General features: G+C 32.8%; 15 protein-coding genes. 10 read left to right on the top strand and 5 right to left on the bottom strand.

What is annotated here, in order from left to right:
• Positions 1-27 precede the first annotated feature (27 nt).
• The 3 genes from BA768_RS11795 to BA768_RS11785 form a co-directional block, all read right to left on the bottom strand.
• Positions 28-933, bottom strand: a complete 906-nt coding sequence (locus BA768_RS11795) for a T9SS type A sorting domain-containing protein (RefSeq protein WP_065720917.1) — start codon at positions 931-933, stop codon at positions 28-30.
• Between the two features lie 181 nt (positions 934-1,114).
• The gene (locus tag BA768_RS11790) at positions 1,115-1,705 is read right to left on the bottom strand and encodes an HD domain-containing protein (protein WP_065720916.1); all 591 of its coding nucleotides are present in this window, start codon (positions 1,703-1,705) and stop codon (positions 1,115-1,117) included.
• Positions 1,702-2,379 carry an XAC2610-related protein gene (locus BA768_RS11785; RefSeq protein WP_123947108.1) on the bottom strand — a complete coding sequence of 226 codons (678 nt, stop codon included), beginning with the start codon at positions 2,377-2,379 and terminating at the stop codon, positions 1,702-1,704. Before BA768_RS11785 ends, BA768_RS11790 begins: the two co-directional genes overlap by 4 nt.
• A 278-nt stretch (positions 2,380-2,657) precedes the next feature.
• Here BA768_RS11785 and BA768_RS11780 point away from each other — a divergent pair, with 278 nt between their 5' ends.
• The 10 genes from BA768_RS11780 to BA768_RS11735 all read left to right on the top strand — a co-directional run bounded on the left by BA768_RS11780 (position 2,658) and on the right by BA768_RS11735 (position 11,371).
• Positions 2,658-2,987 (top strand): PadR family transcriptional regulator, encoded by a 330-nt coding sequence (locus BA768_RS11780; protein WP_065720914.1) that lies wholly within the window; start codon positions 2,658-2,660, stop codon positions 2,985-2,987.
• 11 nt (positions 2,988-2,998) lie between these two features.
• A complete protein-coding gene (locus BA768_RS11775) occupies positions 2,999-4,726 on the top strand; it encodes a PspC domain-containing protein (RefSeq protein WP_065720913.1) in 1,728 nt (575 codons plus the stop codon).
• Between the two features lie 314 nt (positions 4,727-5,040).
• Positions 5,041-5,637 (top strand): 1-acyl-sn-glycerol-3-phosphate acyltransferase, encoded by a 597-nt coding sequence (locus BA768_RS11770; protein ID WP_065720912.1) that lies wholly within the window; start codon positions 5,041-5,043, stop codon positions 5,635-5,637.
• 91 nt (positions 5,638-5,728) lie between these two features.
• Positions 5,729-6,163 (top strand): PaaI family thioesterase, encoded by a 435-nt coding sequence (locus tag BA768_RS11765; protein ID WP_065720911.1) that lies wholly within the window; start codon positions 5,729-5,731, stop codon positions 6,161-6,163.
• A 112-nt stretch (positions 6,164-6,275) separates the two neighbouring features.
• Positions 6,276-6,737, top strand: coding sequence for a protease complex subunit PrcB family protein (locus tag BA768_RS11760; protein WP_065720910.1), 462 nt, complete (start codon positions 6,276-6,278; stop codon positions 6,735-6,737).
• Positions 6,738-6,800: 63 nt separating this feature from the next.
• On the top strand, positions 6,801-7,259 hold the full coding sequence (locus BA768_RS11755) for a protease complex subunit PrcB family protein (RefSeq protein WP_065720909.1): 459 nt from the start codon (positions 6,801-6,803) through the stop codon (positions 7,257-7,259).
• A gap of 49 nt (positions 7,260-7,308) precedes the next feature.
• Positions 7,309-8,370 carry a hypothetical protein gene (locus BA768_RS11750; RefSeq protein WP_065720908.1) on the top strand — a complete coding sequence of 354 codons (1,062 nt, stop codon included), beginning with the start codon at positions 7,309-7,311 and terminating at the stop codon, positions 8,368-8,370.
• Positions 8,371-8,380: 10 nt separating this feature from the next.
• Positions 8,381-9,469, top strand: a complete 1,089-nt coding sequence (locus BA768_RS11745) for an RNA polymerase sigma factor (protein ID WP_065720907.1) — start codon at positions 8,381-8,383, stop codon at positions 9,467-9,469.
• 12 nt (positions 9,470-9,481) lie between these two features.
• Positions 9,482-10,366, top strand: a complete 885-nt coding sequence (locus BA768_RS11740) for a hypothetical protein (RefSeq protein ID WP_034674256.1) — start codon at positions 9,482-9,484, stop codon at positions 10,364-10,366.
• Between the two features lie 24 nt (positions 10,367-10,390).
• A complete protein-coding gene (locus tag BA768_RS11735) occupies positions 10,391-11,371 on the top strand; it encodes a chorismate-binding protein (RefSeq protein WP_065720906.1) in 981 nt (326 codons plus the stop codon).
• Positions 11,372-11,455: 84 nt separating this feature from the next.
• Here the strand turns inward: BA768_RS11735 and BA768_RS11730 are convergent, their stop codons facing one another.
• Both BA768_RS11730 and BA768_RS11725 read right to left on the bottom strand, forming a co-directional pair.
• A complete protein-coding gene (locus BA768_RS11730; RefSeq protein ID WP_034674250.1) occupies positions 11,456-11,656 on the bottom strand; it encodes a hypothetical protein in 201 nt (66 codons plus the stop codon).
• Between the two features lie 3 nt (positions 11,657-11,659).
• Positions 11,660-12,262: a MarC family protein gene (locus BA768_RS11725; protein ID WP_034674248.1), complete on the bottom strand. Its 603-nt coding sequence runs from the start codon at positions 12,260-12,262 to the stop codon at positions 11,660-11,662.
• Positions 12,263-12,301 lie beyond the last annotated feature (39 nt).

Here is a 12,301-nt window from a genome sequence, read left to right as displayed (position 1 = left end):
TCGGCGGGCTTTGCCCGCCGAAACCTTTTATTTCTTAATAATTTTTTTGGTGGTAGAAAATCCTTCTTTGTAGTTAATTTTCAACAAATAAACTCCTGAAGAAAGATGTCTTATGTCGATTTTATCATGATTCAACGAAAGATTATTTGATACTTTTCTTCCGTTTGCATCGAAGATATCAACCGACCCAACAGTCAGTTTGGATTTAATCACAACAAAATCAGCTGCAGGATTCGGACTTATTGATGCATCTCCCACTGTTCTTACATCAGCAACTCCCAAATTCTGGGCGATCAAAGTAACGATCGCTTTGTATTTTTTACCTTGAACTTCAGTTGTTGCAAATGAAGACGGTCCGGTATAGTTTGTCGGTGGATTTAACGGATCAGGATTATCGGTATCACTTCTATTAATTAAAGTCATATCATTAGCATAGTCTACAGTTTGGTAAAAAGGATATGAATTACCGTCATCTCCAGATTTATTTTCGTCCACGGTGATTACCAAGTTTTGAGTCCCATTATAGGCAAAAGGAGTCGTCAAAGTAATGGTTACCTCACTTCCGCTGTAGGTAAGGTTTCCTGTGGTCAGAACCTTTTGTTGCTGAGAAACAGGAATCCATCCTGCTCCCGTTGTACTGACAACATTTTGAAAACCCGTTGATGTTGTATGCCCGATCCAGACATCAACCTGTGCTGTATTACCTAATGATGATATTGGGTTTTGCACATAAAACTTCAACTGTTGAATGTTCATCGCAGGGCCAATTTCGCTTGCTAAGTAAATTTGCTGAGATAAGCTATACCCATAATAAATAGATATGGGAGTTGACAAGCCAATATTACTATCCACTCTGGTTCCAGAACCAATTGTTACTTGTGAGTAAAACAAGTTTGCCGCTAAAATAGCGACAGAAAGTAAAGTTTTTTTCATAGATATAAATTTAATTAATTATTAAAACAAATATATTAATTAAAAATCATTAAATAACAGATAAACAAATAGATATATCATTGTAAATTTATCACCAATATTGTATAAAATATTGAATTTACAATAATACCTTTTTAATTTAAACGTTTAAACTATGAAAGACCTGAAATGGGTGAACAATTTACCTCAAAACTTTTTCCGATTCTAAATTAAGATTTAAAAGATGATGAAAAGCCTCTCCCATTTCGTCTGATGCTCTGCCGATCGCATTTTCCAGCATATTTCTGATTTGTATTTCGGTTACTTTGGCTTCAGTCCAGCTTTTTCCGGAAGTATGAGAATTTAAAATAAATGGCATAATTCGGTCGATTGCGCACGCGAAAATAGCATCGGGAGTTTGCTCTTCTTCAAATTCAAGCCATAGGTTAAAAAATTCTGAGCGAAGCGGTTCATCTAAAATCCCGAAAATATTTTGAGCAGACAATTTTTCCCTCTCAAATTTTCCAACCATTGCTGCTTCATCAAAAAGGAATGTATCTCCGGCTTCAATTTCTACCAGATCGTGAATAGACAACATTCTGATAACTCTCAACAAATCAATATCGGCTCTGTTTTTCGCATAAGGAAAAAGAATCTGAGCGAGAATAATAATCTGCCACGAATGTTCAGCCGTATTTTCTCTTCTGGAATCATCCGCATTATAATTTCTCCTTTGCACATTTTTCAGTGCATCTACAGCAAGGATAAAATCAATTTCTTTCTGTATTTTCATTTTTTTTCTTCTTTAAAATATAATTTTCTTGGGTAAATTGTGGTTTTTGCAAACCATTTATAATCTATAAACTCTCTTTTTATGGTTTTCACTTCTTTTGAATCTCTTGTATCTTTTTCAAATTCCAATACTTTCAGCAATCCTCTTTCGGGAATATACTGATATTCTGAAGTAAGATTCCAGCAACAGCCATTTTTCAGATGAGAAACAATAAGTTTACGTTCTGAATCAATTGTAAACATTCCTGAATTAGCAGTGACCAGATCGGTAAGCTCCTGGTTCAAAGCAAATTTTGTTTCAGAATTATTATTTAAATAAACATCAAAAAGCAAACTCCCACGATCACTACTTCTGTCTCTTACGGCAACATCTTCAAAACCGTCAAAATTAAAATCATTAAAAATAATTGAGTTTTTCAAAGAATCAACAGAAGGTTTTCCATTCTCGTTTAGCTCTAAATAAAAATTTTCTGAAGATAAAGTCTGGTATTTCTTCATCGTACTTTTATCATAGAGATCAATTATCGCTCTCCCATCGCAAATTTTTCCATTACAACGCTCTGCATTCACAATCACATGATATGTTTTTGAAACATCCGACAGCTCAAAAACATTCTGAGCATTACAAAACATTCCCCAACATACTAAAGTAAATAGTAGTTTTTTGGTATTCATCTCGAGTTAATTTAGGTTACAGTTGATAACAAAGATAAAGATTTAACCCCAAAAATTGAATTTATTTCTAATATTTAATCGTCATTTAAAAATTAGATTAAAAATTATTAAACTGATTACCAATTACTTAAACTTTAATTTAAAATAATTTCACTACTTTGTATTGCATAATACCATTTTAATTACATATCTTTGTAATGTAAAATCAGAATAGGTTCAGCTAGCTAAGAACCAAAATCTGAAAATTTATATAACTAATTAACAAAAACCTATTAAAGATGAATACCGAAAATACCAAAGCGCAAATGCGAAAAGGGATTCTGGAATTCTGTATTTTAAGCCTCATCAATCACAAAGAAATGTATGTTTCTGATCTGATCGACGAGCTGAAAAAAGGAAAACTGGACGTTGTGGAAGGAACACTCTACCCTCTTCTCACAAGACTGAAAAACGGAGAATTTCTCTCCTACAGATGGGAAGAATCTACAGGAGGACCACCAAGAAAGTATTATCAGATTACAGAAAAAGGAAAAACTTTTCTTACTGAACTGCAAAATACCTGGCAAGAATTGACAGATTCTGTAAACCAAATCACTCAAAAACACTAAAAACAAAAGCTATGAACAAGACACTCTCAATAGGACTCGCAGGTTTTTCTTTTACCATAGAAGAACACGCATATATAAAGCTCAGCGATTATCTGAATGCTCTGAGAAGCTCTTTGGACGCTTCTGAAGCTGATGAGGTAATGCATGACATAGAAATCAGAATGGTTGAAATCTTCAGAGATACTTTAGGAAAACGTGAAGTAATCAACGATGCTGATGTAGAAAAAGTAATTGCACAGATCGGTTCGCCTGAAAAAATCGAAGAACAGGAAGAAGCCTATTATTCTGAAAAAAGTACAAAAACTAAAACTTCAGGAACAAGCTACAGCGATAAGAAACAACTGTTCCGTGATCCTGAAAACCAGAAAATTGCCGGAGTTTGTGCTGGTTTAGCTGCTTATTTCGGAATGGAAATCAGCTGGATGAGACTGATCTGGGTAGGAACACTTTTATTTCTGATTGTTGCGCCGGGATCTTCTTTACTAGTTATTATCCTATATTTCATTCTTTGGGCAGTTTTACCAAAAGCAGAAACGGCTTCCGATTTTTTGAAAATGAAGGGAAAGCCTCTGAATTTTGACAACTTAAAGGAAGAGTCAAGTAAAATTGTACAGTTTGCAAATGAAACGACAACAAGAGCAGGAGAAATCTTCATAGAAAATAAACCTTATGTAAAAAATGCAGGTAGCGGAGTATGGAATGTCATTAAATACATCATCGGAATCTTCTTTGCCATCATGGCAGTAAGCAGCATCATCGGGGTATTTGTATTGTTTGGCATGTTTGGGGTTGAATCTAACTTTCCTGGAGCTAATGAAATGAGATTTTATTTTGACAACGACGGATTGTATAATGTTTTAGCAGCCATCATCATCATCGGATCTTTGATTCCAGCTATACTTTTCAGTTTAGTAAGCATCAAAATTTTCTCACCAAAAACAAAACTGAGAAATATCGGTTGGGTTTTAGGAGCTTTATTCTTAACAGTAATCGGTCTTGGAACATACTTCGGACTGAGCATGGCAAAAAGAGAAATGCTTTTCAAAGGTCATAAGGAAGATACTGAAGAAATTGCGATCAATACTGCATCAGACAGCATTTATGTAGATGTAAAACAAGTTGCAATTCCACAAAACTTTGTAGGCTACGATAATGATATTTATTCTGATAAAATATCGGTTTATGAAGAAGATTATATTTACGTGGAAGTAACAAGAAAAGAAAACATCAAAGCTCCTTATCTTGTTATTAAAAAAGAAGCTAAAGGCTACAATGTTCCGCTTAATGTAAACGTTCCTGTAGAAATCGTGAACAACAAGGTTATGCTTCCAAATTACATTAAATATCCTTACGATCACAGATTCAGAGATTATCATATCGATTATGAACTTGTAATCCCTCAAAATATGATCGTGATCCCGGTAAAAGACCGTGGAATTGATTTCAACGGAGATCTTGATAATAACGGAATCAACGATGATGATGAAAATAACGATGACAACAATGGAGATGATAATACTTTACAGATTGAAAAGAATAAAATCTCTATAAATGGCTCAACCATCGAGTACAGTTCGGACGATAAAGACAGCGTTATCATCAACGGAGTGAAAGTTCCTCAGAATGCTGCCAAGAAAAAGATTGATTCTATAAAAAATATTATTAAACAGAGCGAAAACGAAATAAAAAACATTAAGATAAAAGACGGTGAAAACGAAATTTCTATTAAAACTAAATAATTAACTTCAGAGAGTGGCAGAAGGTGTGAGTGGAAAGACAACCGTTTGAAATTCACACTCTTCTTCTCTCAAAGAAATATAAAGAAATTTCAATAGAAAGTGTTTTATATCATAAAATCTTTGTATATTCGTACATCCAAATTCTATTAAAACAAACACAAAAAAATTTAAACCATGGTACAAGTAGTTTTAGAAATCGCTGTAAAAATCGTAGATTTAATCAGCCGTTTATTTTAAGAGCGACAATATTTCAATATATTTGTAAAGTATAACCAAGATTTGGTTATACTTTTTTTGTTTTAAAATTAAAATTCATGAGAAAACTGATCGGTAAATTGATGCTAAAATTATTGGGTTGGAAGGTCGTTCTACAGGGCGATGTCAACAATCTTAACCGATGTATTCTGGTTGTAGCACCGCATACTCACAATATGGAATATCTTTTGGGAAATTTAGCCTATTGGTCTTTAAAAAAACCTTTAAAAATCATCATCAAAGATGCTCATACCAAAGCTTGGTATGGTTCTGCAGTAAAAGGTTTAGGTGGAATTGGGATCGACAGAAGCCAGAAAAATGACCTCGTGAATTTTGTTGCAAAAGAATTTGAAAAAGACGATTTCAGCTTGGTAATCACTCCTGAAGGAACAAGAAGCTGGGTGCCGAAATGGAGAAAAGGATTCTACCATATGGCGTTGGCAGCAAAAGTTCCAATCGTTCTGGCGGCGGGAGATTTCAAAAGAAAAATTGTGTATTTAGGATATCAGATTCCTTACGAAAGATTAGTAACTGCAACTTTTGCAGAAATTATGCAGGAAATTCAGGATTACTATGTGAAAAATGATATTGTTCCGAAAATCCCTGCCAACTGGAATCCTAATCTGATGGGAAATGATTCGGAAGCTAGAAGCTAGAAGCTAGAAGCTAGAAGCAAAATTACTTTTTACTTTTTACTTTTTACTTTTTAAATATATTATTTATTAAACATTACTCACTACTCATAAAATGTACACTGAAGGTAAAACAAAACAAGAAATATTAGAATTCATCAACCACTGGGGAGAAGAAACTTTTGCCAAAACACTTGGTATCAATTTCATCGATATTGATCTTGAAAATGAAACGCTTACTGCAACAATGCCTGTTTCACCAAAAATTCATCAGCCTTTTGGAATTATGCATGGTGGCGCAAGCTGTGTTTTAGCAGAAACAATGGGTTCTAGCCTGTCTAATATTTTTATCGATGGGAGCAAATATTTTGGTGTCGGAACCAACATTAATTCCAATCATTTAAGAAGCAAAAAAGACGGAATTGTAACCGCAGTAGCAAGATTTATCCGAAAAGGAAAGACCATGCATGTTTCTGAAATTGAAATTCGTGATGAGAAAGGGCAACTGATCAATCATACAACAATGACCAATAATATTATCAACCGATAAGATTTTCAACAAAAATACAGAAGACTCAAAATTTTGAGTCTTTTTTTATTTCCTGCTGCAACCTTTTTATTTTTTTTCATCTTATATAAAGAAACCCATAAATTTATAGATTATGAAAAAACATTTACTTCTACTACTATGTTCTATTTTATTGATTTCGACTTCATGTCGTGATCATAATGATGAAAATATTGAGAGCAAAAACCAGATTAATTTTCAGTTAATCGGAAAAGGAAATTTTATGGCAACTTATGCTACCCCACAAAATACAGTTATTACAAACTCTACCCAATGGAATAATTTTCTAAATCAAATTGACGGCCCGAATAATCATCCTTCTTCCGGTTTTACGGAAACCAATATCGATTTTAATCAGTTTATGGTGATTCTTGTCGTTGATGAAGTTTATCCAAATAGCGGACATTCTGTTGACATTATGACGGTTGATGAAAATCCGCAAAATATTGAAGTCGATGTAGAAAAATTGCTTCAGGGAGATGTTACAACTGTTGTCACGCAACCTTATCATATTGTGAAAATTCCTAAAATTGCAAAGCCGGTTTTATTTAACTAAAATCTATGGTAACTCTTTATATTTTTTCATCTTAATATAAAGAAACTCCTAACTTTATAGATTATGAAAAAACATTTACTCCTGCTACTATGTTTCGTCTTTTTAATCATAACTTCTTGTAATGATCATGATGACAACATAGAAAGCAAGAACCTGTTCACCTCTCAGCTTATTGGTAAAGGCATTATCACGGCAAACTATGTGGTTCAGCAAAATACAGTAATGACCAATTCTGCACAGTGGAATCAGTTTTTGAATCAAATCGATACTCCGACTCATCAGACATCTGCAAGTTTTACCCAAACCTACATCGATTTTAATGAGTTTATGGCAATTGTTGTGGTTGATGAAGTATATCCGAACGGTGGTCATTCTATCGATATTATAGCTGTTGAAGAACATCCTCAATATATTAATGTTGATATAGAAAAATTACTTCAGGGTAATGCTACTTCTGTTATTACGCAACCTTATCACATTGTGAAAATTCCTAAAACAATAAAACCTATATTATTTAATTAAGATCAGCTGCAACCTTTTTATAATTCTGCATCTTATAATAAAAATAACCATGAAAAATTTAATTTTACCATTTATTTTGTTGTTGACGTTTGTATTTTCTTGTAGAGAGAGTGATATTGATGAACTTGAGAAAAAAAATGCTTCTTATGATGTATACGTTGCTGGGAAAGAAAATAACAATGCTTGCTATTGGAAAAATGGAATCAAAATAGATTTAATTAATGGTTCCAATATTACTCCCAGAAAAATTATCGTAGAAAATAATGATGTTTATATTTTTGCTATGAGTGATATTTCACCAGACTATTATATTTGGAAAAATAATGTTAAAATAGCAGTTAATCAACACATAGGGATGAATACTAACACTACAAATCCTGCAGATTATGCTCATAGTATAGATGACTTCCTCGTCGATCAAGGAAATATTTATTTATTTGGAACAGTAACAAGTCCTATTGTTCAAATACCTTCTACCATAACTTACACTCGCGAGCTGTGTTACTGGAAAAATGGTTTAAAAACGGTACTATTTACACAAAACTTTCCCAATCCTCAAACTTATGTCACAACAAGGAATTTCACAATACATAATGGTGATTTGTATATCCCGGTAAATAAAATGCTTAATAATTTAGTTGATTCACCAATTGAAGTAGGTTATTTCAAAAATAACATTTATAATATTGTTTCACCATATTCAGGTCAAAAGAATTTTAGAAACATTTCAAGTAGTGGTTTAGGAGGTATATATTTATCTATGTATGATAAACTTACTGACAAAACTTATTTTAAAAATATCATAACAAATACTGATACTTATATTTCTCAAACTGTGAAAGGTAAATTTAAAATCGATGGAACTGACATCTATGACTTTAGCAATGGTTCTGACTATTTAAAAAATGACAATACAATCTCCTTTTCTTATGCTTTAGGATTTAATCGAATTGAAGATTTCTTTGCACTCGATCAAAATATTTATCAAATCAGATCCAAATCAACTTCCGATATAAAAGACTCATATAAAGTTTATATAAATAATGTCGAAACTCAACACATTAATCATGTTAATGGTATTTTCACCTCAATTTACGTCGTACAGGACTAAATAAAATCTAATGCAAAAACTCAACTGGCAAAAAATCTATCTCGACCATTCCCCGAAACTTTTGGGGATTTGTCGAAGATATATCGCAGATCTACCAACTGCGGAAGATATTGTGCAGGATAGCTTTATCACAGCAATGCAGAAAAACCACCAGTTGAAAGATGAAAAAGCAGTTTTTGGATGGCTTAAAAAAATTGTAGTCAATAATGCTTTACAGGTTATTCGAAAAACGACCAAGGATACATTTATTACCACAGAAACATCAGAAATCCCGGATATATATACCGAAATGAATACAGCAGCTTTTGACGAGAAGAAGAATATTTTAGCATACGATTTTACGCAGGAAGAACTGCTGAAATCCATCGATAATCTGGCTCCACATCACAAATCGGTTTTCAATTTATACTATATCGAAAACTATACTCACGCTGAGATTTCAGGGATCTTGGAAATTCCGGTTAATACTTCAAAATCTCATCTGATGAGAGCGAAAAAATCGGTTCAGAATTATTTGCTTACCCACTTTGTCAATAAAGAAAGTTCAAAAAATAAAACGGCACAGCTCTTAATTTTCTTAGGTTTTGGTGGATTATTGTGGGCACAAACCTTTCAGAATAAATTTTCAGATTTTACGATCTCTCCTTCCAAAAATTTTGAAATTCCGTCAGATATTATGGTGAATAACATTACGTTTTCATCTGCTCATCATCATTGGAAGCAAAAAGCCATTATCGGATGTGCATTTTTTATCATTATTGTTGGAAGTATATTCTTTTTTAATCCTAAAAAAAATTGGGGCGATATAAATCATTCGGATTCCCAAAATTTAAACTTGATGGAGAAAATTGCAGATAATCATCAAAGCAATATCAAGAATAAAAATGTGGTCAAAAAAAGCTTGAAAAGTAATCAGACCGAAGAAAAATCAGACAAAAAATTCAGCATAGATTTAAGCAAAGAAAAACAACCAAATAAAACAAAAAACTTAGTATCTTCAAAAATTATAAATAAAAAAGATTCTGCTAAAACTACGGCACATAAAGTAATTGTCGTAAAGAAGATCATTCAGAGAGACACCATTTATATCGAAAGATAAACTGACTAAACCATGCTTTTAAGAAAAATAATTTTACTTTTTTCTGCCATCGTATTTATCCAAACCTTTGCGCAACGCAAAAAAACAGATACGGTATATGTTTATGAAAAAGTGATTGTTTATGACACGATCTATATCGAAAAAGCCATCAAAATAAAACTTGCACATCTCACTTTTTCACCTCTACAGATTCAGCATCAGGAGATTCTTTCAAATAGCAAGATCATCAATAAAGAGGATCTTGAAGAACAGATAAAAAAAACTTCAAACACAGGCTTTAAATATGGAATTCAGGCCGGAATTGGTTTAAAAAATGCTAATTGGGCAGAAAATTTATCTGGTAAAAAACAGCAGTTTGGGCAAAATCTGGGTATCTGGATTTCAAAAAGCATTATCAATCCCAATTTTTCGCTCATGCTTTCTGCAAATGTTTTTCACTGGAATTCTACATTCGATCTTGATGCCAATCGGGAAGAGACTTTTCTGAACGGATTTTATTTTACTGAAAACTCTAAACCTTTACTTTTTCAGAGATTCAACAATAAACATTATGAATATGTTGTACAGCTAAAAGCAATCTACGAATGGAAAAACTTTCGTCCGTTCGCAGGTTTTCTAATCAATAAAAATAGGTACAAAATGCAGTTTTTAGTTCCTGAGAATAACATTTTGAATAAGTTGGATGATTTTAAAAGTGATCAGATCAATCTTGGTTTTTCATTTGGGCTGCAATATCGAATTTTCAGCCGTTTTCTGATCGATCTCGAATATCAACACTATAAAATCAGGAATCTTTCGTTAAAAAACAGTTCATTTGATTTTGACATTTTTAAGACTAATAATACCTTTGCTGAAAGAAAAATCAGTTTAGGAATTTCTTATTTCATTTCTAAATAATGATGCTCTTAAATTTTCAAAATTATGATCTATTTCAAATTTCCTTTTGACGAAAAACTCTATTCTACAGACGAAAATCAGAATACACATTCAATTACTTTTCACTCTTTTAATAATGATGAGAAAATTAATATTTCAGGAAATATTGTTGAAAAAGATCAGTCAGAATTTGATAATTTAAGGATCAACTCACAAATCCTACCGGAAGACAGAACACAGTTTACTGCAGAAAATAAAGAAGAATATCTGCAAAAATTGGAAGAAGTTATTGAAATTATTAAAGAAAGTAATCTTCCGAAGTTAGTTCTTTCCAGAAGAAAAATCTATATTGATTTTAAAGAAATAGATCTGAAAAGCAGCTTCAATAATCTGTGTAAAAGTTATCCGAATGCATTCAAGTATTTGTTTTATAAGGGAGAAACTTCGTGGATGGGAGCTTTTTCTGAAGTTTTAGGGAAATTCAACAAGTTAACCCATGAGTTTGAAACGATGAGTCTTGCAGGAACAATTCCTGTTGCCGAAGAATGGACGAAGAAAGAAATTGAAGAGCAGAAACCTGTTTCTACATACATCAGAAATATTTTAGAAAAATACAGTAATTCCAATTCAATTCAGGAGTCTGAAACGTATGACCATATTTCAGGAAATATCAAGCATTTACGCACCGATTTTAAAATAAAAATCAATCCTGAAAATTTAGACCATTTAATAAAAGATCTTCATCCCACCCCTGCAGTTTGCGGAATTCCCAAGGATTTTTGTAAAAAGATTATTGAAAAAGCGGAAAAATTCCCTCGTGAATTGTATGCCGGATTCATCAAGATTGAGACCCAGGATTACATACAATATTTTGTGAATCTGCGTTGTGCAAGATTATATAAAAATTCTGTTCATCTGTTTGTCGGAGGTGGAATTACCGCTCAAAGCAACCCTGAAAAAGAATGGAGAGAGACGGAGCTGAAATCTGAGGCGGTGCTGAAGAATTTGGTTATAAATCATTCCTAAATTTAGATGAAATTTAAAGTAATATAACTTACAAAAAAACCTCTTCCAAAATGAAAGAGGTTTTATTTTTATACTGATAAAGAATTACTTCTTTACGCCAATCTTACTCCACGTATTCAGGATGAAAAGGAGACCTATACCCAGCAATCCGCAAGCGATTGAAATTAAAAACTTCATATTGTCTTCAGAGGTAAGATCTGCCCCTAAATTTCTGCTTAAGGCATAACCATTAATGGCAATAATCACGATAAACACGATCAAAAATACTTTATAAAACTTCTGCATGATCTAAAAATTAATATAATTTGACACAAGTTGTGCAAAATTTGCGGTAAATAATTTAATTGAAATTGCAAGGAGAATAATTCCGAAAACTTTCTGAAGAATTGCCAAAGACGCCTCCCCCATTTTCTTCTCGATCCACTTCGCCGATTTCAGCACCAAATATACGAAAATTGTATTGAGAATGATGCCACAAATAATGTTAATATCATGAAACTCCGCTCTTAAAGACAAGGTTGTCGTTAAAGTTCCTGCTCCTGCAACCAAAGGAAACGCAATCGGAACGATGGAAGCAGATTTGGCTTCGGTGGTTTTATTGATCTCAATTCCTAAAATCATTTCGAGAGCGATGATAAAAATAACGAAAGCTCCCGCAATCGCAAAAGAATTCACATCTACCCCGATGAATTTCAAGATTTTATTTCCTACAAAAAGAAATACGATCATGATCAATCCTGCCGTAATTGAAGCTCTTCCCGCTTCAATCTGTCCGAATTTCTGCTGAAGGCTTACCACAATAGGAACCGATCCGATGATATCGATCACTGCAAAAAGTACCATAAAGCTGGTAATAACCTCCTTTATAGAAAAGCTGTCAAATATTTCCATTTCTACGATTATTAATTTCGCAAAAATATAAATAAAAAA

The sequence above is a fragment of the Chryseobacterium sp. CBo1 genome (genome assembly GCF_001693475.1).
GTDB classification, from domain to species: Bacteria; Bacteroidota; Bacteroidia; order Flavobacteriales; family Weeksellaceae; genus Chryseobacterium; species Chryseobacterium formosense.
The sequence above is the reverse complement of the archived record's forward strand: the minus strand, read 5'-3'. Positions and strand labels throughout refer to the sequence as shown.